This is a genomic window from Nocardioides ganghwensis (assembly GCF_014779655.1).
In the GTDB taxonomy this organism is placed as follows: domain Bacteria; phylum Actinomycetota; class Actinomycetes; order Propionibacteriales; family Nocardioidaceae; genus Nocardioides; species Nocardioides ganghwensis.
Genome location: NZ_JACXYX010000014.1, coordinates 43250 through 64989 on the forward strand (window position 1 = coordinate 43250; position 21740 = coordinate 64989).

At 74.2% G+C, this 21740-nt stretch carries 22 protein-coding genes and 1 pseudogene; 13 read left to right on the plus strand and 10 right to left on the minus strand.

Annotation, left to right across the window (positions count from 1 at the left end):
* Positions 1–2: 2 nt before the first annotated feature.
* Positions 3–1004, plus strand: a complete 1002-nt coding sequence (locus tag IEZ24_RS15450) for a threonine aldolase family protein (RefSeq protein WP_129455065.1) — start codon at positions 3–5, stop codon at positions 1002–1004.
* On the opposite strand, the gene IEZ24_RS15455 is transcribed toward IEZ24_RS15450, so the two are convergent.
* The 6 genes and pseudogenes from IEZ24_RS15455 to IEZ24_RS15475 all read right to left on the minus strand — a co-directional run bounded on the left by IEZ24_RS15455 (position 982) and on the right by IEZ24_RS15475 (position 7074).
* Positions 982–2076, minus strand: a complete 1095-nt coding sequence (locus IEZ24_RS15455; protein WP_191192870.1) for a zinc ribbon domain-containing protein — start codon at positions 2074–2076, stop codon at positions 982–984. The genes IEZ24_RS15450 and IEZ24_RS15455 overlap by 23 nt on opposite strands.
* Positions 2077–2135: 59 nt before the next feature.
* Positions 2136–3035 carry a DMT family transporter gene (locus IEZ24_RS15460; protein ID WP_242498472.1) on the minus strand — a complete coding sequence of 300 codons (900 nt, stop codon included), beginning with the start codon at positions 3033–3035 and terminating at the stop codon, positions 2136–2138.
* 17 nt (positions 3036–3052) lie between these two features.
* On the minus strand, positions 3053–3271 hold the full coding sequence (locus tag IEZ24_RS22615) for a PASTA domain-containing protein (protein WP_439116360.1): 219 nt from the start codon (positions 3269–3271) through the stop codon (positions 3053–3055).
* A pseudogene (gene pknB, locus IEZ24_RS15465) lies at positions 3266–5215 on the minus strand (Stk1 family PASTA domain-containing Ser/Thr kinase); the annotation flags it as partial. The pseudogene pknB and the gene IEZ24_RS22615, both read right to left, overlap by 6 nt.
* A gap of 107 nt (positions 5216–5322) precedes the next feature.
* Entirely contained in the window at positions 5323–6087 is a 765-nt protein-coding gene (locus IEZ24_RS15470; RefSeq protein WP_129455066.1) for a transglycosylase SLT domain-containing protein, read from the minus strand.
* Positions 6088–6273: 186 nt separating this feature from the next.
* Positions 6274–7074 (minus strand): glycoside hydrolase family 16 protein, encoded by an 801-nt coding sequence (locus tag IEZ24_RS15475; RefSeq protein ID WP_129455067.1) that lies wholly within the window; start codon positions 7072–7074, stop codon positions 6274–6276.
* A 104-nt stretch (positions 7075–7178) separates the two neighbouring features.
* Here IEZ24_RS15475 and IEZ24_RS15480 point away from each other — a divergent pair, with 104 nt between their 5' ends.
* The 3 genes from IEZ24_RS15480 to IEZ24_RS15490 are packed head-to-tail and all read left to right on the plus strand — an operon-like array spanning position 7179 to position 8546.
* Positions 7179–7550, plus strand: a complete 372-nt coding sequence (locus IEZ24_RS15480; protein WP_129455068.1) for an Rv2175c family DNA-binding protein — start codon at positions 7179–7181, stop codon at positions 7548–7550.
* On the plus strand, positions 7550–8107 hold the full coding sequence (locus tag IEZ24_RS15485) for a ribonuclease domain-containing protein (RefSeq protein ID WP_129455069.1): 558 nt from the start codon (positions 7550–7552) through the stop codon (positions 8105–8107). The genes IEZ24_RS15480 and IEZ24_RS15485 overlap by 1 nt, the downstream gene beginning before the upstream one ends.
* A 4-nt stretch (positions 8108–8111) precedes the next feature.
* A complete protein-coding gene (locus IEZ24_RS15490; RefSeq protein WP_129455070.1) occupies positions 8112–8546 on the plus strand; it encodes a barstar family protein in 435 nt (144 codons plus the stop codon).
* A gap of 222 nt (positions 8547–8768) precedes the next feature.
* Here IEZ24_RS15490 and IEZ24_RS15495 read toward each other — a convergent pair whose 3' ends face one another.
* Complete coding sequence (locus IEZ24_RS15495) at positions 8769–9833, minus strand: polyprenyl synthetase family protein (RefSeq protein ID WP_242498474.1); 1065 nt, start codon at positions 9831–9833, stop codon at positions 8769–8771.
* Between the two features lie 63 nt (positions 9834–9896).
* On the opposite strand from IEZ24_RS15495, the gene metF reads away from it, so the two are divergent.
* Both metF and IEZ24_RS15505 read left to right on the plus strand, forming a co-directional pair.
* Entirely contained in the window at positions 9897–10799 is a 903-nt protein-coding gene (gene metF, locus IEZ24_RS15500; RefSeq protein ID WP_207206807.1) for a methylenetetrahydrofolate reductase [NAD(P)H], read from the plus strand.
* Between the two features lie 25 nt (positions 10800–10824).
* Positions 10825–11433: an SIMPL domain-containing protein gene (locus IEZ24_RS15505; RefSeq protein WP_129455072.1), complete on the plus strand. Its 609-nt coding sequence runs from the start codon at positions 10825–10827 to the stop codon at positions 11431–11433.
* Here the strand turns inward: IEZ24_RS15505 and IEZ24_RS15510 are convergent.
* From IEZ24_RS15510 to IEZ24_RS15520, 3 genes are read right to left on the minus strand one after another with little or no spacing between them, the layout of a single operon-like run.
* Positions 11427–12743: a phytoene desaturase family protein gene (locus tag IEZ24_RS15510; RefSeq protein WP_129455073.1), complete on the minus strand. Its 1317-nt coding sequence runs from the start codon at positions 12741–12743 to the stop codon at positions 11427–11429. The genes IEZ24_RS15505 and IEZ24_RS15510 overlap by 7 nt on opposite strands.
* A gap of 34 nt (positions 12744–12777) precedes the next feature.
* Positions 12778–13368, minus strand: coding sequence for a DUF4126 domain-containing protein (locus IEZ24_RS15515; RefSeq protein ID WP_129455074.1), 591 nt, complete (start codon positions 13366–13368; stop codon positions 12778–12780).
* A 10-nt stretch (positions 13369–13378) separates the two neighbouring features.
* The gene (locus tag IEZ24_RS15520) at positions 13379–13852 is read right to left on the minus strand and encodes a YbaK/EbsC family protein (protein ID WP_129455075.1); all 474 of its coding nucleotides are present in this window, start codon (positions 13850–13852) and stop codon (positions 13379–13381) included.
* A 46-nt stretch (positions 13853–13898) separates the two neighbouring features.
* Between IEZ24_RS15520 and IEZ24_RS15525 the strand changes: the two genes are divergently transcribed.
* The 7 genes from IEZ24_RS15525 to IEZ24_RS15555 all read left to right on the plus strand — a co-directional run bounded on the left by IEZ24_RS15525 (position 13899) and on the right by IEZ24_RS15555 (position 21690).
* The gene (locus IEZ24_RS15525; RefSeq protein ID WP_129455076.1) at positions 13899–14366 is read left to right on the plus strand and encodes a hypothetical protein; all 468 of its coding nucleotides are present in this window, start codon (positions 13899–13901) and stop codon (positions 14364–14366) included.
* Between the two features lie 177 nt (positions 14367–14543).
* Entirely contained in the window at positions 14544–14864 is a 321-nt protein-coding gene (locus tag IEZ24_RS15530) for a DUF6504 family protein (RefSeq protein WP_129455077.1), read from the plus strand.
* A 10-nt stretch (positions 14865–14874) separates the two neighbouring features.
* Positions 14875–15276 carry an SAV_6107 family HEPN domain-containing protein gene (locus tag IEZ24_RS15535; RefSeq protein ID WP_129455078.1) on the plus strand — a complete coding sequence of 134 codons (402 nt, stop codon included), beginning with the start codon at positions 14875–14877 and terminating at the stop codon, positions 15274–15276.
* Positions 15277–15285: 9 nt separating this feature from the next.
* Positions 15286–19113 carry a DNA polymerase III subunit alpha gene (locus IEZ24_RS15540; RefSeq protein WP_129455079.1) on the plus strand — a complete coding sequence of 1276 codons (3828 nt, stop codon included), beginning with the start codon at positions 15286–15288 and terminating at the stop codon, positions 19111–19113.
* Between the two features lie 28 nt (positions 19114–19141).
* On the plus strand, positions 19142–19900 hold the full coding sequence (locus IEZ24_RS15545; protein ID WP_129455080.1) for a methyltransferase domain-containing protein: 759 nt from the start codon (positions 19142–19144) through the stop codon (positions 19898–19900).
* A gap of 51 nt (positions 19901–19951) precedes the next feature.
* The gene (dinB, locus tag IEZ24_RS15550) at positions 19952–21121 is read left to right on the plus strand and encodes a DNA polymerase IV (RefSeq protein WP_242498475.1); all 1170 of its coding nucleotides are present in this window, start codon (positions 19952–19954) and stop codon (positions 21119–21121) included.
* Positions 21122–21246: 125 nt separating this feature from the next.
* A complete protein-coding gene (locus IEZ24_RS15555) occupies positions 21247–21690 on the plus strand; it encodes a DUF3040 domain-containing protein (protein WP_129455081.1) in 444 nt (147 codons plus the stop codon).
* The last annotated feature ends 50 nt before the right edge of the window (positions 21691–21740 follow it).

The window sequence follows — 21740 nt, forward strand, 5'->3', positions numbered from 1 at the left end:
CCGTGATCGACCTGCGCTCCGACACCCTGACCCGCCCGACGGCCGAGATGCGCGAGGCGATGGCCCGCGCAGAGGTGGGCGACGACGTCTACGGCGAGGACCCGACGGTCACCGCGCTGCAGGAGCGGGTCGCGGGGATGTTCGGCCACGAGGCGGCGCTGTTCACGCCGACCGGGTCGATGGCCAACGTGCTCGCCGTCGCGAGCGTGGTGTCGCCGGGCGAGGAGGTGCTCTGCGAGTCCTCCGCGCACATCGCCCGTGCGGAGCTCGGCGCGCACGGCGCGATCAGCGGCATCACGATGCGGACGTGGACGCACGCCCGCGGCCAGGTCGACCTGGCCGCGATCGAGTCGATGCACGCCCCCGACATGGGGCCGTTCTTCGTCCGGACCGCGGCGGTGTCGGTGGAGAACACGCACAACTTCGCCGGCGGCGCGGTGCTCCCCATCGACGACCTGCGCGCGCTGCGTGCGTGGGCCGGCCAGACCGGCACCCGGGTCCACCTCGACGGCGCCCGGCTCTGGAACGCGCACGTCGCGACCGGCATCCCGTTCGCCGAGTACGGCCGGGTCGCCGACGTGCTCGCCGTGTGCCTGTCCAAGGGGCTCGGCGCCCCGGTCGGGTCACTGATGGTCGGCTCGGCCGACGCGGTCGCGGAGGCCCGCGTTCGGCGCAAGCGGCTCGGCGGCGGGATGCGGCAGGTCGGCGTGCTCGCGGCGGCAGGGGCGTACGCGCTCGACCACCACGTGGAGCGGTTGGCCGACGACCACGCGCACGCCCGGCTGCTCGGCGAGGCGCTCGGCCTCGACCCGGACGCGGTCGAGACCAACATCGTCGTGGTGGAGCGCCCGGACGCTGCGTCGTTCGTGGAGCGGGCGGCCGCGGAGGGGGTGCGGATCGCGGCGGTCGGCCCGCGCACCGTACGGCTCGTGACCCACCTCGACGTCACGCCCGCCGACGCCGACCGGGCGGCCGTCGTGCTCAGCCGGCTCGCTGCCCGATGATCGAGACCTCGCTGATCGCGGTGTAGTCGCGCCCGAGGTCGCCGCTGCCCGGCGGCGTCACGGCGTTGATGGTGATCGAGAGCGTCCTCGTCGCCACCGGCGGCACCTTCATGGTCTGCAGGCCGGGGCGCTCGGCGAAGCTCTGCTCGATCGCCGAGCCGTCGGCGAACTGCCACGTCACGGTGAGGATGCGGCGGTTGTTGGGGTACCACGCCACGCCCTCGACGTTCTTGGCGTAGCCGTTGACGATGCCGAGGCGGTGGATCACGGCGGTCTCGGGCAGGGTCATCGTGATCTTCTGCCCGGTGGCGTCGCCGCCGATGCGCCACGCCGTGCTCGGGTCGCCGTCGCCCATCTGGTCGGCCTCGTAGGCGACCAGGCTGCCGTCGAAGTCCTGCGTCGGCGGGGCGGTGCCCGGCACGTCGAAGGTCGCGGTGCCTGCCAGCTCGCGGCGCTTGCCCACTCCCTGCGGAGCGCTTCCCGCGTCCTGTCCCGCGCCGGTCTCCTCGGTCGCTCCCGCGTCTGCCGCGGACTCCGTGGAGGAGGCGCCGTCCACGGCGGCGGTCGCGTCGACGGCGGCGTCGTCGGACTCGAAGACCTCCAGCAGCACGAGGACCAGTGCCACGAGCAGCACGGCACCGGCGACCCAGTACAACCAGGCGTGGCCCCGGACGGCCGGGAGGTCGACCTCGTCGACCTCCTCGTAGGGCAGCAGCTCCTCGCGCGGGTCCCACTCGGGGCGGGGCGGACCGGCAGGGGTGGGGGCCGACCGCTCGACCGGGGGCTCGACCGGGGGCTCCACACGGGGCTGGACCGGGGGCTGGGCCCGGCTCTCGTCCGGCACGTCGGGCGGGCTGGTCGGCGCGACGGGGGTCGGGTCGGCTGCCTGGACGGGTGGTGCGATCGGCTGCTGCTCGGCCGGTACGGGTGCGGGGGACGGCGCGGGGGACGGCGCAGCGGACGGCGCAGCGGACGGCGCAGGGGAGGGCGCAGGGGCCCCGATCGGGTGGCCGCAGTTGAGGCAGAACCGGCCCACGCCGAGCTCGGCCCCGCACGACACGCAGCTGTCCACGCGCCCCACGATAGGGGGACGCGCCCACCCGGACGCGTGGAAATCGCGATCGTGGCGCGTCACACCGCGATGTGCGGCACCTCGCCCTCGACCACCCGGCGGGGCGCCAGCTCGACGGCCAGCATCGCGACGAGCACCATGCCGCCGCCCAGCAGCAGGCGGGTGGTGAGGTCCTCGCCGCCCAGCCAGACCGCGAAGAACGAGGCGAAGACCGGCTCCATGCTCATGATGATCGCGCTGCGCGTGGGCGGCAGGTGGGCCTGCGCCCACGTCTGCCCGAGCAGCCCGGCGGCGCCGACGACGACCGCCATGTAGCCCACCGACAGCCAGTCACCGGTCCGGTCGGGCAGCACGATCCCGTCGTGCACGGTCGCCAGCGTGCAGACGACCGCGATGACCATGATCTGCAGGATGGTCATGCCGACCGCGTCCTGCGCGCTCGACCAGGCACCGAGCCCGACGATGTGCAGGGCGTACAGCACGGCCGAGGCCAGGGTGATCAGCTCGCCGTAGCCGATGCTGAACCCGTTGAGGGCCAGCACGCCCAGCCCGACGGTGGCGAGCGCGACGGCGGCCCAGGTGACCGGCGGGATCCGGGTGCGCAGGATCGCGGCGGCGAGCAGCGGCGTGCACACGACGTACAGGCCGGTGACGAAGCCGCTGATGCTGGCCGGCGTGTGCGCGAGGCCGGCCGTCTGGAGGATCTGGGCCACGCCGTAGAGGAGCCCGAGGACCACCGCGTGGCGTCGGACGACCGGCGAGAGCCGGCCGAGCGCCTTCGGCGCGACGACCAGCAGCGCGAGCGAGGCGATCGTGAAGCGTACGGCCAGGAAGTCGAGCGTCGGGACCCGGTCGAGGAGGTCCTTGATCATGAAGAACGTCGACCCCCAGCTCGCGGCCAGCGCCAGCAGCACCAGCGCTGCCAGCAGGGTCGTACGGCGGGTCTGCTGGTCGTGCACGGACGAACGCTAGGGCCTCACACGAGGAACAGCGTGATCGTGGAGCCCTTCGGGACCTCCTCGCCCTGGTCGGGGTCGCTGCTCGAGACGAAACCGAGCCCGAGGTAGGTGTCGGACTGCTCGGTCTCGACCTGGAAGCCGAGCCCCTCGAGCAGCTCGGTGGCCGCCTCCACGCCCATCGCCCGCACCCGCGGCACCTCGACGAGCTCCGGTCCGAGGGAGACCACGAACGACACGGTGTCACCGCGGAAGAGGGTGCCCGAGGTGGGGTCCTGGGAGATGACGTCGCCCTCGGCGACGGTGTCGCTGTACTGCTCGCCGACCACGCTCACCTGGAGCCGGCGCTTCTCCAGCGCAGCCCTGGCCGCGTCGAGCGACTGGCCGGTGAAGTCCTTCACCTCGATCGGCTTGCGGCCGCGGCTCAGCACCAGGTCGACGGTGGCGCCGGGCTTCAGCGTGGTGCCTGCCTTCGGGGAGGTGCGGATCACCTGGCCCTCCGGCACCGTCTCGCTCCACCGCCCCCTGCTCTCGCCGAACGCGAGGTTGGTCGCGGCGAGCGCGTCCTGTGCCTGGTCCTCGGTCTGCCCGGCCAGGTCCGGCACGTCGTAGCGCTCCGGGCCGAGGGACAGCACGAGCGTCACGGACCCGCCGTCGAGCACCCTGCCGCCCGGCCCGGGGTCGGTCGCGATGACCAGTCCGGCGGCCACGTTCTCGGAGTAGGCCGGCTCGCCCGCCTCGGCCTCCAGCCCCGCGTCCTCGAGCTCGGCGGTGGCGGCGGCCTCGTCGAGGCCCAGCACGGCCGGGGTCGTCGTCCAGCGCTCCCAGCCGAACCACCACGCGCCGGCGGCCACGCCGCCCAGCAGCAGGACGGAGAGCAGCAGCGCGACCGGTCCCTTCACCGAGCGGCGGCGCGCGGTCGTGGCGACGGGCGCCACCCGGGTGGGGGCGCGACCGGGCGGCTCGGGGCGTACGACGGTGGCGGCGGTCGCGGTCGTGGCAGCCGCGGCGACGGCGGGCGTGGTCCGCATCGGCTCGGTCATCGGTGCACCGACCGGCCCGTCCGGCCGTGCCGGGTGGCGCTCGAGGGCGGTCGTGCGGTCGGGGCTGCCGTCGTCGACCAGGCCGGAGTCGCGGGGGTCGACCTCGGTGAGCAGGGCGAGCGCGCTCGCGTCGAACGGCTCGGGGGTGGTGGCCTCGCCGGTGTCGCCCGTCGCGTCGGACGGCGTACGCCGGGGGAGCAGGTCGGCCGCCAGCTCGGGGTCGGACGCGAGCCCCTCGCGCAGCGCCTGCTCGACGCGGTGCAGGTGGTGCAGCAGCACCGTGGCGTCGGCGGGCCGCTGGCCGCGGTCGCGCGAGGTCGCCCGGGCCACGAGGGCGTCGACGTAGTCGGGGATGCCCGGCTCGAGGAGCGAGGGCATCGGCACGTCGTGGTGCACGTGCCGGTAGGCGACCTGGATGGGCGACTCGCCCTCGTGCGGCTTCTTGCCGGTGAGCAGCTCGTAGAGCACGACTCCGGCGGCGTAGACGTCGGCCCGCGCGTCGGAGCGGCCGTCGACCACCAGCTCGGGGGCGAGGTAGGACACGGTGCCGATCAGCACGCCGCCCGTCGCGGTGTGCTGGGTGTCGGCGCTGACGGCCTTGGCCAGGCCGAAGTCGGCGACCTTCACCCGGCCGCCGTGCGCCTCGTCGGCGATGAGGACGTTCTCGGGCTTCACGTCACGGTGGACCAAGCCGGCGCGGTGGGCGGCGGCGAGCGCGGAGACGACCGGCTCGAGCAGCGCCAGCGCCCGCGCCGGGGACATCGGCGCCTCCTTGCGGACGACGTCGCGCAGGGTGTGCCCGGGGACGTACTCCATGACGAGGAAGACGGTGTCGGTGCCGTCGGAGTCGTCGTCGCCCTGGTCGTAGACGCCCACGACGTGGGGGTGGTTGAGGCGGGCGGCGGCGCGCGCCTCGCGGACGAAGCGCTGCGCGAACTCCTGGTCGTCGCCGAGGCCCGGGTGCATCACCTTGACCGCGACCAAGCGGTCCAGGCGGGTGTCGGTGGCCTCGTAGACACTGGCCATGCCACCACGGGCCACCCGGGCGCCGATGCGGTAGCGACCGTCCAGCAGGCGTCCGACCAAGGGGTCGCCAGCAGCGCCGGACGCGGTTGCGCGGGCGTGCTCGGATGGCTCCACTGATCGACCTCCAGCGCCGGACCACGGGAGAACGGGGAAGGATCCGGCCGCCCCATCGTACGGAAGCGTCGCCTCCCGCCACGCTCAGGCGGGGCTCCGGCGTGGCGTCACGCCGGGGGCCGGCCCGCCTCCAGCCGGTGCTTGATGGCCTCGACGTTGTCGACGTAGGTCCGGGTCTCCTCGTAGAGCCCGTGCCGACGCACGGCGCCCAGGCCCTGGTAGTAGGCGCCGATCTTGTGCGCCCGCCGATCGGTGTGGCGCGAGAGCACGCGGAGCAGCAGCACGCCGGCCTTCGCGTTGTCGCCGGTCCGGCGCAGGTCGAGGTCGCGGCCGGCGTAGTGCTCCATCCAGCGTCCGGTCGACGGCAGCACCTGCATGGCGCCGATGGCGTCGGCGCTCGACACCACGCCCATCTGCCAGCCGGACTCCTGCCAGGCGACCGCGAGGGCGAGCTGCGGGTCGACGCCGTGGCTGCGCGCGGCGCCGGCGATGACCCGGCGGACCTTCTCGCGGTCGCGGTCGGGGTGCTGCCACATCCGGGTGCGGGTCGTGCCGTCCTGCCTGCCGCCCTCGCGGCCCACCACCGGGACCTCGATCCGCTGGCCGACCCGCAGCCCTCCGCTCCGGTCGAGGTGGTTGTGCGACACGATCTCGGCCGTCCAGGCGCCGAAGCGCACGGCGAGGCCCGAGGCGGTGTCACCCCGCTCCACGACGTACGGCACGAGCGTGCGGTCGGCAGGCAGCCGCTCGTGGTCGGCGTGGGCCGGTGCGGCGTGGACGGTCAGCGCGGCGGCCGCGAGGACCAGTCCGATCGTGCAGCGTACGGCGCGGTCGAGGGGGCGGCGGGGGGATGGGCCGGAGTGTGGGGTCACGGGCGTGCTCCTCGTCCCGTCCGCTGCGCCCGGGGGCCGAGGTCCACCGAGGGGGAAGCGCGCGGACGAGCGATCGACGTTACCGACCGGCGTACGACGACGCGAGGCGGCGGCCGGGTCGGGCGTGTCGCGCGACCGGCCGCCGCCTCGCGGTCGGGCAGGGGCGTCAGGCAGGTGCGGGCTGCCTCAGCAGGCGCCGTTGAACCTGCTGAGCTCGAGCTGGGGCGCCTTGATGGACTTCTCGTTGGGGGCGCGCATCGACCAGTAGCGCATCCAGTCCATCTGCATCCGCGCCGGGTCCATCTTCTTGCCGCCCTTGGCGCGCAGCTCGAACTTCAGCTGCCGGGGCACGGGGTCGAGGGCGTCGGCGCGGCGCTCGGTGTTGATGACGTGGCCGTCGACGAACCAGGAGACGTGGTCCTTGGCGACCTCGACGCCGTAGGTGTGCCACCGGTCGTTGCGCAGGTGACGGCCGAGGAAGCCGCGGTAGGAGTTGTTCGGCAGCGTGTGGACGTAGGACTTCACCGTGTTGGTGCCGAGCGTGAAGTTCTCGATGCCGATGTCACGGCCGCCGCAGTGCTGGTCGCGGGTGCCGCCGGGGACGAGCTCGGTGACGACCTTGAAGGGCTTGCCGCCCTTGACCTTCGACATCGTGCGGGCCCGCATCCGGATCTCCCAGCGACCGTAGGTGTGGCCCTTGAGGTCGAGGGTGGCCGACACGCTGCCGCGCTGGGTGCTCATCAGCGTCAGCATGCCGTTCTGGGTGCGGACGACGCCGCGGCCCTTCTTCTTCCAGAACGCCGGCTTGGGGCCGATGAACTCCTGGCGGAACACGCCGTGCTGGTACCAGCCGAACGTGTTGCCGGCGTGGACCGGGCCGGGGGCGCCGTCGTAGTGGTCGGCCGCGGCGGGGGAGACCGACGTGGAGAGGGTGAGCGCCAGCAGGCCGGCGAGGGCGGCGGCGAGTGCGGATCGCAGGGGGTGCATCCGCGACACGCTACGGAACGCTCCCCGGGCCGACAACTCCGGCGCCGACCTCCCGCGTGCGCCGCGACTCCCGGCCCGTACGGCTCCTCACCTAGGCTGCGCGCATGACCGACGTCCCCCTCGCCGACCGTGACCTGGCCGCCCTCGTCCCCGAGTGGCTCGACTGGAGCCAGGCCGCCGAGCTGCTCGGCGTGACGCCCGGCAAGGTCCGCACCATGATCCGTGAGCACGAGCTCGCCGCCGCCGTCCCCGAGCCGGGCGCCGGCCCGAAGATCCCGGCCGACTTCATCCAGGACGGGCTCGTGGTCAAGGGCTTGCCGGGCCTGCTCACGCTGCTGCACGACCACCGCTTCGACGACCGCGAGTGCATCGCGTGGCTGTTCACCGACGACGACCTCCCGGGACGTCCCATCGACGCGCTGCGCGAGAACCGTGGCAGCGAGGTCAAGCGCCGCGCGCAGGTGCTCGAGTACTGATGACCGCCTCGCCCGGGCGCAGGCGCTACCGGCTGTTCCTGCTGCTCGTGGCGGCGGCCGCGCTGGTCGTCTGGTTCCTCACCCCGGTCGACCAGGACGACCCGCCCGCGAGCAGCGGAGACACGACGACCTCGTCCGACTCGCGCTCGGGGTCGCCGTCAGGGTCGCCGTCCTCGTCTCCCACGCACGAGCTCACCCAGACCAACACCCCCAGCACCGAGCCGACCACGTCCCCCTCCACGCCACCGGCCGGCGAGGGCACCGACCCCGCCAGCGGGCTGCCCGTCGTACGCCTCGCGGACCTGCCGCCCGAGGCGGCCCGCACCGTGCGGCTGATCGACGCCGGCGGCCCCTTCCCGGAGCCCGAGCACGACGGCGGCACCTTCGGCAACCGTGAGGAGCTGCTGCCCGACGAGCCCTACGGCTACTACCGCGAGTACACCGTGCCCACGCCCGGCCTCGCGACCCGCGGCGCCCGGCGTATCGTGGCCGGACGGGCCGGCGACCTCTACTGGACGGCCGACCACTACAGCTCCTTCTCACGCATCAGGAGGTAGCCACATGAGTGGACTCGCTGCAGTCCTCGCGGGGCGCGAGGCGCCCGGCATCCACCTGTGGCACGGCGCGTTCGACGTCGCCGACGTGCGCCACTCGGTCGAGCACGCGGGGTGGGGCTTCGGGCACGTGGACGGCTGGACGGGCGCCGACAGCAAGGCCGCCTTCCTCGCCGCCGTCGGCGAGGCGCTGGACTTCCCCGACCACTACGGGCAGAACTTCGACGCGCTCGCCGACTGCCTGCACGACATCGGCGCCGGCCGGGACGGGGTCGTCCTGCTCTGGGACGGCTGGGCCACGCTGGCGCGGGCCGACGAGAAGGCCTTCAACATCGCCCTCACGGTGCTCGGCTCCCGCGTCAACGCCGACCGTGGGGTGCCGTTCTCGGTGCTGCTGCGCGGCGACGGGCCGCCCGTGCCGGGCATCACCAGCCTGGACTGAGCGCCGACACCTGTCGTAGCGCCGGACGGGACACGACGTCATGGTCCCCGGCCGCCCTGACAACCGCGGGCCATGACGTCAACGCTGCCGCGCGCCGGGGAGGGTAGTCCAGTGGACTGCGGTCGTCGTTCGCGTCGCCGGACAGCCACTTCCCACTGGACTACCGCTGGGGGCAGCCACCTCCCACTGGACTACCGGTGCTCGGAAGGGCGCCGCGCGTCGTCAGACGGTCCGCTGGGTGGCCGCTGCGGCCAGCTCGGTCAGCACCTCGCGTGCCCGCTCGTCGACGTCGGCCGCTCGCAGTGCCTCCACGGCGTGGTCAGCCAGCTGGCCGATCACGGCCTCGACCTGCGCGCGGGCGCCGGAGTCCTCGATGATCCCGCGCAGCCCGTCGACGTCGGCGGTCGTCAGGGGAGTGCCCAGCGCCGCGTCGAGCCGCGCGGCCGCCGCCGGGGGAGCGGCGTCGAGCGCGAGGGCGACGAGGACCGTGCGCTTGCCCTCCACGAGGTCGTCGCCGGCCGGCTTGCCGGTCGCGGCCGGGTCGCCGAAGACGCCCAGCAAGTCGTCGCGCAGCTGGAAGGCCTCGCCGAGCGGGAGCCCGAACCTGGTCAGCTGCTCGATCTGCTGAGGCGTGGCGCCGGCCAGCCCGGCGCCGATGTGGAGCGGTCGCTCGATCGAGTACTTCGCCGACTTGTAGCGCAGGACGGTCATCGCGGTGTCGACGTCGGCCCGTCCGCGCGCCTGCACGGACACGTCGAGGAACTGCCCGGCGATCACCTCGTTGCGGCACTGCTCGAACAGCGCTAGCCCCGGCGCCACGTCGTCGGCTGCGAAGCCGCTGCGGCGCAGCATGTCCTCGGCCCACCCGAGGAGCAGGTCGCCGAGCAGGATCGCGGCGGCGGCGCCGTACTGCTCAGGGTCGCCGCGCCACCCCGCGGCACGGTGCTCGGCCTCGAACGCGCGGTGCGTCGCGGGGCGACCGCGGCGGGTGTCGGAGGCGTCCATGTAGTCGTCGTGGACCAGGGCGCTCGCGTGGAGCACCTCCAGCGACGCGCAGGCCCGGGCGAGGGCCAGCTCGTCGGCGACGTCGGGCCGGATCGCCCGGTGCCCCCAGTGGCAGAACGCGGCGCGGAAGCGCTTGCCGCCGCGCACGGCCGTACGGGCTTCCGCAATCAGCCGGCCGGCGTCGGGGCCGAGCGGGGCGAGCTCGGCCTCGCGGTCGTCGAGGAACGCGTCGAGGACCCCCTGGACCTGGTCACGGAAGGCGGTGGGGTCCCAGGTCGTCACCAATCCAGCCTAAACAGTGGGACGGGGAGCCCGTCGGCCGCGGTCGTCCGTAGGCTGTTGCGCATGACGCACGGATGGAGCCCGAACCGGGACCTGAGCATGCGCGAGCGCCTCGACAGCGGCGAGCGCTCGTTCTCGTTCGAGTTCTTCCCGCCCAAGGACGCCGCCGGCGAGGAGCAGCTCTGGCAGGCGATCACCGAGCTCGAGCCCTACGGTCCGACCTTCGTGTCGGTGACCTACGGCGCCGGCGGCACCACCCGCGACCGCACCGTCGCGATCACCGCGCGGATCGCGCGCGAGACGAGCCTGCTGCCGGTCGCGCACCTCACCTGCGTCGGCCACACCACCGATGAGCTCACCGCGATCCTCCGCGACCTGGGCGCGGCCGGCGTACGCCACGTGATGGCCCTGCGCGGCGACCCGCCGGGTGGCCCGGGATCACCCTGGACGCCCACCGACGGCGGCCTCACCTACGCCAACGAGCTGGTCGCGCTGATCCGCGAGCGGACCGACCTGCGCATCGGCGTCGCCGCGTTCCCCGAGGGCCACGTCGAGGCCACCGACCTCGACCACGACGCCCGCGTGCTGAAGGCGAAGTACGACGCCGGCGCCGAGTTCGCCGTGACCGACATGGTGCTGCGTGCCTCCGACTACATCGGCCTGGTGGAGCGCGCCGAGGCCGTCGGGGCCGATCTGCCGATCATCCCCGGCATCATGCCGATCCTGAACCTGCGCTCGATGGAGCGCATGGCCGAGCTCTCCCGCCGCCAGCTGCCGACGGAGGTCGTCGCCCGCCTCACCCCGTACGCCGACGACCCGCAGGCGCTGCGCGCCGAGGGCATCGAGATCGCGACCGAGCTGTGCGAGGCCCTGCTCGACGCGGGTGCGCCCGGGCTGCACTTCTACACGCTCAACCGGTCGAAGGCGACGCGGGAGATCTTCGGCAACCTGCGGATCACCGTCTGAGGCCCTCGCCACTACGGTGACCTGCATGCACACCGTCACCGTCACCGGGACCGGCACCAGCCGGGTCGCTCCCGACAGCGCCGTCGTCCGGCTGGGCGCAGTGGCGCGGGGGAGCGGTGTCGCCGAGGCCTACGCGGCGATGACGTCGGCCGCCGCCGCGGTCGTCGAGGTCGCCCGGCGCCACACCGACGAGCGGCGCATCGCCTCGACCGGCATCACGGTGTGGCCCTGGCACGACCACTCCGGCACGCGGCAGGGCTTCGAGGCCCGCCACTCCTACGTGATCGGGTGCGCCGACCTCGCCGGTGCCGGCACGATGCTCGCCGAGCTCGCGGCCGAGGTCGGCGACGGCCTCGCGATCGACAGTGTCGGGCTGGAGGTCACCGAGGACCACGGTGCCGGCGACAAGGCACGCGAGGCGGCCTTCCACGACGCCCGCGACAAGGCCGCCCAGCTCGCGCGGCTGGCGGGAGCCGGCCTCGGTGCCGTGCAGACGCTGGTCGAGGGAGACGCCGGACGCGAGCCGTCGCCCATGGCCAGGGTGGCGATGGCGCGCGACTCCGCCGGCGGCCTGGAGGCGGGCGAGACGACGGTGACCACCTCGGTGACGGTCGTGTGGGAGCTGGCCTACTGACGTGCCCGACCGACGACCTCGGCGACCAGCGCGGCGCTGAGCCCGGCGAACGGCAGCCCTGACCCCGTGGTGGCGTGGGCGCCCGCAGTGAGCACGCCCGCGATCGGCGTACGCGGACCGAGCCGGGTGCGGGCGGTCCGCGGCCCCTGCCACTGCACGCCGTGCGGCGAGCCGCCCCACGCGTCGACGAGGTCGCGGGGCGTCCGGTCGACGCGCGTCACGACCCGGCGGCGCACGTCGATGCCGCGCCGGGCCAGCGCGACCAGGACGTCCTCGGCGATGCGACCGCGAGCCAGGACCGTCCAGGCCGCGCTGCCGGCCGGCGCGCGCCCGCCGGTGCGCACGACGAGGAGCGGGTCGCCGTGCAGCGCGACCTCGTGCGGCAGGTCGGGCAGCTCCTCGCCCGTGCCCTCGAGACCGACGTGGCACACCACCGGGGGGAAGGCGGGAGCCGTGCGTCGGACGTACGCCGCCAGCGCGGGCAGGCGACGCGGGTCGACGGCGACGACCACCTGGTCGGCGTCGACCTCGCCCGCTGCCACCTGCACCGCTGCGACGCGACCGTCACGGACGACGAGGTCGGTGGCGCTCGTCCCGGTCAGGACGGTCACGCCGCGCAGGGCGAGCCGGTCGGCCATCGCGGTGCCGAGCGCCGCGAGCCCGCCGGGGACGGTCCAGGCACCGAAGCGCTGCTCGAGGTAGACGTCGACACCGGCCAGGACCGGTGCGTCCCGCAGGTCGTGGCCGTCCATGACGAGCCGGTGCCCCGCGACCAGTCGCAGCCGCTCGTCGCGGAAGGCCCGGCGCAGCCGCCGGTGCAGCGACTCGCGGCTCCCGAGCAGGGCAGTCAGCTCGCGTGGGGCGACGTCGGGGTCGAAGGGGCGCTCGTACCACTCCTTGCGGAGCAGCTCCCACGTGTCGCCGTACGACGCCACGTGGTCGACCCACTGCTGCCCCAGGCCGGGCCCCAGCGCGTCGAAGGCGTCGAGCTGCGCGGCCCGCGAGCCGCCCGGCAGTCGAAGGGAGGTGCCGTCCTCGAAGCGGTGCTCGCGGACGAGGTCGAGGGGCTGCAGGTCGACCTCGCGCTCCAGGGGCCGACCGGACTTGCGGAAGAGGTCGCGCACGACGGCAGGCAGGAGGGTGCTGCTGGGCCCGGCGTCCCAGACGAAGCCGTCCTGCTCGACCGTCGACAGGGCGCCGCCGAGGTGGTCGGAGCGCTCCAGCAGGGTGACGTCGTGGCCGAGCTTGGCCAGGCGCGCGGCGGCAGCCATGCCGCCGAAGCCGCCGCCGACCACCACCACGCGAGCCACGGGGGAACCCTAGGGCCCGCGACCGTGGTCCGGGTCAGGCGACCCGGTGGAGCGGCTCCTCCTTGCGCCAGCGGCGCCACCCGCGGCGCACCAGCCGGGCCAGGAGGAGGACGGTGACGAGGCCGAGCAGCAGCAGGACGCCGGCGACGGCCGCGGCCGTACGGGGGTGCTCGATCGCGAACCACACGACGACCAGGACCGCGGCGTCCTCGGTGAGGCTGGCGACGACGTTGGTCACCGGCTCGGGCGAGGTGTTGATGGCCAGGCGACTCCCGGCCTTGACGAGGTGGCTCACCAGGGCGGTGCCGCCGCCCACGACGCCGAGCACGGCCTGGTCGAGGGAGGAGGCGTCACCGGCGAGCAGCACGCCGATCACCGCGCCCGCAGTGGGGCGTACGGCGGTGGAGATCGCGTCCCACGTCGAGTCGATGTAGGGGATCTTGTCGGCGATGAACTCCATCGCGTACATGAACCCGGCTGCCGCCAGCACGTCCCAGCGGCCGAGCACGTCGGGGATCTCGGCGAACGCCCCGACCCGGTCGGAGATGCCGAGCACGAGCACGACGAGGTAGGCGTTGATGCCGCTCGCCCACCCGCTCGAGAAGGTCAGTGCCAGTGCGTCCACGGGGCTGCGCTCACTCCACGCTGACCTCGACGGCGCCGGTCATCGCGACCAGCTCGTCGTAGGTCGTGGAGAACACCGCCGCCGGGTGCCCGGCCGCCGCCCACACCACCTCGTGCTGCCGCAGCCACGGGTCGATCCACGTCGGGACGGGAGCGGGGTGGTCGATGGGGGAGACGCCCCCGATCACCTGCCCCGTGTGGCGGCGCACGAACTCGGGGTCGGCGCGCCGCAGCCGGCTCACCCCGATGCGCTGCGCGACTGCCGACGTGTCGACGCGGTGGGCCCCCGAGGTGAGGATGAGGACGGGCTCCCCGTCGCCGTCGAAGAGCAGGCTGTTGGCGATGGCGCCGACCTCACATCCCAGCGCCGCCGCGGCGAGTGCCGCGGTGTGGGCGGTGTCGGGCAGGATGACCACGTCACCGGTGCCTCCGCGCCGGGTGAGGTCGCCTCGAAATGAGGTGATGGATGCGTGCTCGGTCGCCATGATGCGAGCCTAGCGACGAACGACGATGAGTCTCAGGGGAGTATTGATGGCGCGCGACCTGCCCGGATCCGTGGTCAACAGCATGCGAGTGCTGGGCCTGATCGTGGCCACTGCCGGCGTGATCACGCTGCTGACCTGGTGGATGCGTGACGAGGTGATCCTCGGCTGGGCCGAGGGCAACCCGTCGGCGCAGGAGATCCTGGCCCAGGGCGGCATCGAGCAGCTGCGCGAGAGCCCGATCGTGCCCGGCTTCGTGGCGCTGGCCGTGGTGGCGTTCGTCGGGTTCGCCGTGCTGGCGCTGGTGCTCGGGTCGTTCTTCGTCGGCGGGCACGCCTGGACCCGGCCGGTGCTGGCCGCCACGGCAGGCGTCGGCGTCCTCGTCGGCGTGGTCTGCCTCGACTCCCACCTGCCGGCGATCTTCGTGGCGCTCTCGGCGCTGGTGATCGTCGAGGGGCTCGTGCTCTCGTTCTTCCTGTGGCGCCGGGAGACGACCGACTACCTGCGCCGGGCCTGAGAGCCCTCCGTCTCCGTTCTCCACCATCTGCCGGTCCGCCCTTGACGGGCTGTCGGTGGGGAGTAGTACCGTTCGTGGTGTTCGAACAGATGTTCGATGCGATCCGGGTGGCGGTGACCTCGACCCCCACCGCCGCCCGGGTCGGCCGTGGGGTCGACGGATGTGCGAGGAGGCGTGATGAGGCAGTACGACGACCCCGTCGAGGTGCGACGAGGAGAGGCCGAGGACCCCGACCAGTTCCTGTGGCGGGGCAGGCTGTGGAAGGTGCGCGCCGTGGTGGCGCACTGGGTGGAGACCGGTCCGTGGTGGCAGGGGACGCACGGCGCCGCGACCGACCTCCTCGCCGAGCGGGAGCTCTGGCGGGTGGAGGCGGGCCGCGGCCCCGGTGCCCGGCGGGCCGCACGCGCGGTCGCCGGTGACGAGGAGACCTTCGGCGTCTTCGACCTCTCCTTCGACTGGACCGACGGGCGCTGGCAGCTCGTCGGCTGCCAGGACTGAGGGCGGACGGATGGGTCCCCACATGCTGCCGGCCACCGCCCACTCCTACCTCGAGCGCTCCGCGACGTCGCTGCGCGACGCGATCACCGCCCGTGACGTGCCCACCCGCTACGCGTGCGCCCACGTGGCCGCGCTGTGCGCCGCGGCGGCACTGTTGGCGGCTCGGGCCCGACCGGCTCCCCGCGGGCGCCGCCAGAAGAACGCCTGGGTCCTGCTCACCGAGGTGGCACCCGAGCTCTCGGAGTGGGCGACCTTCTTCGCCGCCGGTGCCGCCAAGCGGGCGGCGGCCGAGGCCGGCTCGACCCGCGCCGTGACGGAGCGCGAGGCCGACGACCTGGTCCGCGACGCAGACCGGTTCCTGGCCGTCGTCGAGCAGGCCCTGGGCCTGGTCCCGCACGCCAGCGTCGCCTGAGGGAGCGAGGTGTCGCGCGACCCCTTCGTCCACCTGCACGTCGCCTCCGGCTACTCCCTCCGGTACGGCGCGTCCCATCCCCACGTCCTGGTCGAGCGCGCTGCCGAGCACGGGATGGACACCCTCGCCCTCACCGACCGCAACGGCACCTACGGCGCGGTCAGGTTCGTCCGCGCCGCCCGCCGCGCCGGCATCCGGCCCGTGCTGGGGGTCGACCTCGCGGTCGCCCCGGTGGCGTTGCCGGCCGGTCCGTCCCGGTCCCGCCCCGACGCCCGGCGTACGCCGACGCGGGGCGGGGCGTTCCGTGAGTCCCCACCCGAGCGGGCCGACGGGTCGGGCGGCTCGCGGGTGACGTTCCTGGCCAGTGGGCGCGACGGGTGGGCGGCGCTGTGCCGGATGGTGTCCGCGGTCCACCTGGCCGGCGAGCGCGGCCGACCGGTCGCCACCGTCGAGGGCCTGGCCCCGCACCTGGCCGGCGGTCACGTGCTGGTCCTGCTCGGGCCGTCGTCCGAGCTCGGCTTCGCGGCCACCCGCCGGCGCGACGACCTCGGTCTGGCGGCGATCGCACCCTGGCTCGACCTGCTGCCCCGGGAGAACCTCGTCGTCGAGCTGGTCTCGCACCGCCTTGGCGGCCGCAGGGGGGACTGGGGCCCGGGCACGTCCCCGCACGCGGCCCGGATGGCCGGCGTCGCCCGCACGGCCGGCCTCACGACGGTGCTCACCAACGCCGTGCGCTACGCCGACCGTCTCGACGCGCCGACGATCGACGTCCTCGACGCCGCTCGGCGGCTGGTCCCGCTCGGCTCGGCCGGCCTCCGCGACGTCGGTCCGGCGGCCGCCCGCGGCAACGCCGAGGGCTTCCTCAAGTCCGGCAAGCAGATGGGGGAGGTGGCCGAGGAGATCTGCCGCCTCGCGGGGTTCGGCGACGGTCGGGACGAGGGTCGGCGACTGCTCGCCCGGACCCGCCTGGTCGCCGATCGCTGCGCGCTGGACCCGCGCCGCGACCTCGGCATCGGCGAGGTGCACTTCCCGGAGCTCGAGCTGGCGAGCGGCGCCACCCACGACCAGACGGCCGACACGTTGCTCCGCCGCCGCTGCGAGGCCGCCATCGACCACCGCTACGGCACCGCGCCCCGCATGCGCATCTGGACGCGGCTCGACCAGGAGCTCCGGACGATCGCCACCCTGGGCTACGCCTCCTACTTCCTCGCGGTCGCCGACGTGACCGACCTGGTCGCCCGCATGGGCATCCGCCGCGCGGCACGTGGGTCGGGTGCCGGCAGCCTGGTCACCTACCTCCTCGGCATCTCGGGGGTCGACCCGCTGCGACACGGGCTGCTGATGGAGCGCTTCCTGTCCCCGTTGCGCGCCTCGCTGCCCGACATCGACGTCGACGTCGAGTCCGCCCGGCGCGAGGAGGTCTACCGGGCGATCCTCGACCGCTACGGCGGCGAGCGCTGCGCGACGGTGTCGATGATGGACACCTACCGGGTCCGTCACGCCGTGCGCGACGTCGGCGCCGCGCTCGGCATGCCGCCGGGCGAGATCGACGCGATCGCCAAGGCGTTCCCGCACGTCCGCGCCCGCGAGGCCAGGCGCGCGCTGCGTGACCTGCCCGAGCTGCGGGTGAGCGGGCTCGGAGACGGTGCCCTCGACCGGTTCTTCGACCTCGTCGAGCGGCTCGACGGGCTGCCCCGCCACATCGCCATGCACCCGTGCGGGGTGGTGCTGTCCGACGCCACGCTGCTCGACCGCACCCCCGTCGAGGCGTCGTGGGCCGGGTTCCCGATGAGCCAGTTCGACAAGGACGACGTGGAGGAGCTCGGCCTGCTCAAGCTCGACGTGCTGGGGATCCGGATGCAGTCGGCGATGGCCCATGCGGTCGCCGAGGTGGAGCGGGTCGACGGCGTACGCATCGACCTCGACGACGAGAGCCAGGTGCCCTTCGACGACCCGGCGACCTTCGAGCTGATCAGCAGTGCCCGCACCCTCGGCGTCTTCCAGATCGAGTCGCCCGGCCAGCGCGAGCTCGTCGGCAAGTCCGGCATCGAGACCTTCGACGACATCGTCATCGACATCTCCCTGTTCCGTCCGGGCCCGGTGAAGAGCGACATGATCACCCCCTACCTCGAGGTCAAGCAGGGCTGGATGAGCGCCCGCTACCTCCACGACGACCTGCGCCCGATCCTCGAGCAGACCCGCGGCGTGGTCGTGTTCCACGAGCAGGTGATGGAGATCATCGCCCGGTTCGCCGGGGTCTCCCTCGCGGAGGCGGACGAGAAGCGGCGTGCCCTCGGCGGCACCGAGGGGATGGCCGAGACGCGGACGTGGTTCTTCCCGCGCGCACTCGCCCGGGGCTACGCCCTCGCGCTGGTCGAGCAGGTCTGGTCCGTGCTCGAGGCGTTCGCGTCCTTCGGGTTCTGCAAGGCCCATGCCGCGGCGTTCGCGCTGCCGACCTACCAGTCGGCGTGGCTCAAGACCCACTGGCCTGCCCACTTCCTCGCCGGGGTGCTGACCCACGACCCCGGCATGTACCCCAAGCGCCTGATCCTCGACGACGCCCGCCAGCTCGGGGTCGGGGTGCTCGGCCTCGACGTCAACGCCAGCGCGTCCTCCTACCTCGTCGAGCCGAGCGCGACGGGCGACGGACACGCCATCCGGCTCTCGCTCGCCGACGTCAAGGGCATCGCCTCCGCGGAGGTGGCCCGGATCGTCGAGGCCCGCGACGGTGCCCCCTACGCCTCGTTGTCCGACTTCTTCCACCGGGCGCGGGTGTCCCGGCCGATCCTCGAGAGGCTCGTGCTGGCCGGCGGGTTCGACGGCGTCTACGGCATCGGCTCGGGTGAGCAGGCGGTGCACAGGCGGGGCCGGGTGACGCGGCGCGACCTGCTCCTGCAGGTCGCCGAGCTCAACCACCACGCCCGCTCGATCGACCGCGGCTCGCGGGCGCGTGGGCGCGGGTCGGCCACCCGGCGTACGCCGCCCGCCGCCGCGGCCGCAGGCGCCGCGGCCGCGCGCAACAGCTCCGACCCCGCACTGCGAGCGGAGTCCGGGCCCACCGAGCGGCACGCGCTCGCCGACGGCGGGGTGTGGGCACGCGCCGCCGCACAGTCCCGCGCCCCCGCACAGGCGCCCCGGGCCGACTCCGTGCAGCTCACCCTCCGGTTGGGCGACGAGCCCGGCGAGCCGGGCGAGCGGCCGAGCGGGCTGCCGGAGATGACCACGCTCGAGCGGATGCGCGCCGAGCTCGAGATCCTCGGCCTCGACGTCAGCCAGCACGCGGTCGGGGCCTACGACCCGTTCCTCGACGCGCTCGGGGTGACCCGCAGCCGCGACCTGCTGCGGCGCCGCAGCCGCTCCGAGCTGCTGGTCGCCGGGGTCAAGGTCGCCACCCAGACCCCACCGGTCAGGTCCGGGCGTCGCGTCGTCTTCCTCACTGTCGACGACGGCACGGGGCCGATCGACGCGACCTTCTTCGAGGACGCCCAGGGGCCCTACGCCACCACCGTCTTCTCGTCGTGGCTGCTGCTGGTGCGCGGCGAGCTGCGGCGTACGGGACGGCGAGGCGTCTCCCTGCGCGCCACGGGTGCGTGGGACCTCCCGGCGCTGCACGGGCTGTGGCAGCGTGCCCGCTCGGGCGAGGACGGCGTCGCGCTGGTGCGCGCCGAGCTGGCGCGGGTGCCCGAGTCGCCCGGCGACGAGCCGGCCGGGCGCCGGGTGCTCGTCCACTCCAGCGGGTTCCGGGTGTCCCCCTACTCCGACACCCGGCCTGCCGGCGATCCCGCCAAGGACGTCGCGCGCCACCTCTGGCACCGCAGCCCGGGGAGTCCGGGATGACCACACCCCACGCACTAGGGTTGGCCCCATGCAGCCTCCCGCCACCGCCTCTGCCAGCGAGCGCCGCCAGTCGGTCCGGGCCGGAGTGGTGTGGGACGGCGTACGCCGGCTGCTGGAGGCTCCCGGGGCGTTCCCCGAGCAGCAGGCCCGGATCGTCGACGTGGGGGGTGGCACCGGCGGGTTCGCCGTACCGCTGGCCGAGCTCGGCCACACCGTCCAGGTCATCGACCCCAGCCCCGACGCCCTGGCCTCCCTCGACCGCCGCGCCCACGAGCGCGGCGTCGCCGACCGCGTCACCGGTCAGCAGGGCGACCTCGACGACCTGCCGAGCCTGGTCGACGGGGCCGACCTCGTGCTGTGCCACGGCGTCCTCGAGATGGTCGACGACCCCGCCGCCTCGCTCGCCGCGATCGCCGGGGTCCTGCGTCCCGGCGGTCACCTCAGCCTCCTCGTCGCGCAGCGCCACGCGGCCGTCGTGGCCCGCGCGATGGCCGGCCACTTCCAGGCGGCGCGCGAGCTCCTCGACGGCGACGCGACGACCCCGGCCGGTGGCCGTGCCGGCCGCCGCTTCACCCACGACGAGGTGGTCGACCTCCTCACCGCCGCCGGCCTCGAGCCCGCGTCCGTCCAGGCCGTGCGGGTCTTCTCCGACCTGGTGCCGGGCAGCCTCCTCGACCTCGAGCCCGGTGCGACCGCGGCCCTGGTCGAGCTCGAGCGGGCGGTCGCCACTCGCCCCGAGTACCTCCCGCTCGCGGCGCAGGTCCACGTCGTCGCCCGCCGCGGCTGACCCTCCCGCCGGTGGCGCAGCCACCGCCTCGCACCCCGGCCGCGGTGCGGCGTGACCGAGACCCCGATCCTGCACGTCGACATGGACGCCTTCTACGCGTCCGTCGCGCTGCGCGAGCGTCCTGACCTCGTCGACCAGCCGGTGGTGGTCGGTGGGAGCGGTCGGGGCGTCGTGCTCGCGGCCAACTACGTCGCCCGCCGCTACGGCGTCCGCTCGGCCCTGCCGATGACCCGCGTACGCCGGCTCTGTCCCCACGTCGTGGTGCTGGCGCCCGACTACGCCACCTTCACCAGTGTCTCCGCCTCGGTGATGGAGACCTTCCGCGAGGTCACGCCCCTCGTCGAGGCGGTGTCCCTGGACGAGGCGTTCCTCGACGTCCGTGGCTCCACGCGCCGGCTCGGTCTGCCCGCACGGATCGCCGAGCGGCTGCGGTCGACCATCCACGACGAGCAGGGCATCACCTGCTCGGTCGGCGTGGCTGCCTCCGTCTCGGTCGCCAAGCTCGCGAGCCGCCGCGCCAAGCCCGACGGGGTGCTGGTGGTGCCGCCGGCCGGGGTGACCTCGTTCCTGCACCCCCTCGACGTCGGGGAGCTCTACGGGGTGGGGGAGAAGACCCAGGCGCTCCTGCACCGCTTCGGCCTGCTCACCGTCGGCGACGTCGCGCACACCCCGCTCGCGACCCTGCAGCGCGCCGTCGGCCACCACCTCGGCCGCGAGCTGCACCACCTCGCCTGGGGCACCGACCGCGGCGAGCTGCACGTCAGCGCCGGCCCGCACGAGCCGGAGAAGTCGATGGGCGCGGACGAGACCTTCGCCCGCGACACCGACGACCGGGACGTCATCGTCCGCGAGCTGCTGCGCCTCTCCGCCCGCGTGGCCGGGCGGATGCGGGCGGCCGGGGTGGCCGGCCGGACGGTCACCATCAAGGTCCGCTTCGCCGACTTCACCACCATCACCCGCTCGCGGACCCTCGCCGAGGCCACCGACGTCACCGTCGAGATCCATCGCGCGGCCACCCGCCTCTACGACCGGCTCGGGCTGCAACGCGCACGCCTGCGGCTCGTCGGCGTACGCGTCGAGGGCCTGGTCCCGCGCGCCACCGTGCACCACCAGCTCGAGCTGGGCGAGCCGGAGCGCGGCTGGGCCGAGGCGGACCGCGCGGTCGACCGCGCGACGCGGCGGTTCGGGGCGGCCGCCGTACGCCCGGGCAGTCTCGTCTAGCCCGGCGACGGGCGCCGGCCCTCCGGGCAGGGTCCAGCCCCTGCGTGAGGGTGGAATTTTCTGGGGACGCCTACCGTGACTGGAAGAGCGTGCCTAGACTTGCGACAAGAAGGTGAGGAGGAACCGTGGAGCTCTCCGAGGAAGAACTGCGACTGCTCGAGCAGATGGAGCGCGCACTCGTCGAGGAAGACCCCAAGCTCGCCTCCACGCTGCGCGGCACCTCGATCGTGCGCACGGCCCGTCGGCGCATGATCGCGGGCGGTGCGATCGTCGTGGTCGGCATCGGCCTCCTCATCGTCGCCGTGCTGCTGGAGCTGAGTTCCGTCCTCCAGACCGTCGTCGGGGTCGTGGGCTTCGTGGTCATGCTGGGCGGAGCGATCCTCGCCCTCACGTCGGCGCGCACGCCCCACCAAGCGCCCAAGGTGCGGTCATCGGGCCGCACCGGCTTCGGTGTCGTCGACGGTGGTCGACCGCACCGCCCGGGTCGGCCGGGTCGTCAGCGCTCCGGTGCCCCCTTCATGGAGCGCATGGAGGAGCGGTGGCGTCGCCGCCGCGAGCGCGGGTTCTGAACCTCCCCTCCCTCCACGCTCCTCGCGTCGCCCCGTTGCAGCGCGCCCAC

Coding starts and splice junctions, on each gene's coding strand:
- IEZ24_RS15475 (WP_129455067.1), bottom strand. CDS start 7,074: ATGCACCCCCTGCGATCCGCACTCGCCGCCGCCCTCGCCGGCCTGCTG.
- IEZ24_RS15480 (WP_129455068.1), top strand. CDS start 7,179: ATGACCGACGTCCCCCTCGCCGACCGTGACCTGGCCGCCCTCGTCCCC.
- IEZ24_RS15485 (WP_129455069.1), top strand. CDS start 7,550: ATGACCGCCTCGCCCGGGCGCAGGCGCTACCGGCTGTTCCTGCTGCTC.
- IEZ24_RS15490 (WP_129455070.1), top strand. CDS start 8,112: ATGAGTGGACTCGCTGCAGTCCTCGCGGGGCGCGAGGCGCCCGGCATC.
- metF (WP_207206807.1), top strand. CDS start 9,897: ATGACGCACGGATGGAGCCCGAACCGGGACCTGAGCATGCGCGAGCGC.
- IEZ24_RS15505 (WP_129455072.1), top strand. CDS start 10,825: ATGCACACCGTCACCGTCACCGGGACCGGCACCAGCCGGGTCGCTCCC.
- IEZ24_RS15520 (WP_129455075.1), bottom strand. CDS start 13,852: ATGGCGACCGAGCACGCATCCATCACCTCATTTCGAGGCGACCTCACC.
- IEZ24_RS15525 (WP_129455076.1), top strand. CDS start 13,899: ATGGCGCGCGACCTGCCCGGATCCGTGGTCAACAGCATGCGAGTGCTG.
- IEZ24_RS15530 (WP_129455077.1), top strand. CDS start 14,544: ATGAGGCAGTACGACGACCCCGTCGAGGTGCGACGAGGAGAGGCCGAG.
- IEZ24_RS15535 (WP_129455078.1), top strand. CDS start 14,875: ATGGGTCCCCACATGCTGCCGGCCACCGCCCACTCCTACCTCGAGCGC.
- IEZ24_RS15545 (WP_129455080.1), top strand. CDS start 19,142: ATGCAGCCTCCCGCCACCGCCTCTGCCAGCGAGCGCCGCCAGTCGGTC.